This window comes from Streptomyces flavofungini, assembly GCF_041028215.1.
Taxonomy (GTDB): domain Bacteria; phylum Actinomycetota; class Actinomycetes; order Streptomycetales; family Streptomycetaceae; genus Streptomyces; species Streptomyces flavofungini_B.
In genome coordinates this window covers 1-651 of the sequence record NZ_JASKYR010001430.1, presented here as the reverse complement: position 1 = coordinate 651, position 651 = coordinate 1, and the positions used below count along the sequence as shown (strand labels likewise).

1 pseudogene is annotated in these 651 nt (G+C 71.9%); it reads left to right on the top strand.

What is annotated here, in order from left to right:
* Nucleotides 1-7: 7 nt before the first annotated feature.
* Nucleotides 8-651, top strand: a pseudogene (locus AB8Z36_RS41500) (adenylosuccinate lyase); the annotation flags it as partial.

Genomic DNA, 651 nt, shown 5'->3' with positions numbered 1-651 from the left:
CGCGGACATCTTCTGCCCCGACGTCCTGGCCGAGGAGTACGCCTCACCCGCGCTCGCCGCGCTGTGGTCGCCGTCCACCCAGGTGGTGATGGAGAGACGCCTGTGGCTGGTGGTGCTCCGCGCCCAGCACGCCGAGGGCATCCCCGTCCCCGCCGCGGTGCTCGCCGCCTACGAGCGAGCCGTCGGCCAGGTCGATCTGGTGTCCATAGCCCGGCGGGAGCGCGTGACCCGGCACGACCTGAAGGCCCGCATCGAGGAGTTCAACGCGCTCGCCGGACATCAGCACATCCACAAGGGGCTTACCTCCTGCGACATCACGGACAACGTGACCCAGGCCCGGGTGCGGAGGTCACTGGAGCACCTGCACACCCGGGCCCGGCGCCTCACCGCCTCCGTACCGCACCGCACGGCCGACCGCCTGCGCGCCCTGCTCGCCCGCTACCCCCTGCGCGGCCTCAAGGGAGCGGTCGGCACCGCTCAGGACCTGCTCCATCTGCTCGACGGCGACCGCCGCGCGCTGGCGCGCATCGACCGGCGCGTCGCCGCCCACCTGGGTTTCGAGCGCGTCCTCAGCAGTGTCGGCCAGGTCTACCCGCGCTCACTGGACTACGAGGTGCTGTGCACCCTCACCGAACTGGTCCTGTCCTTCGG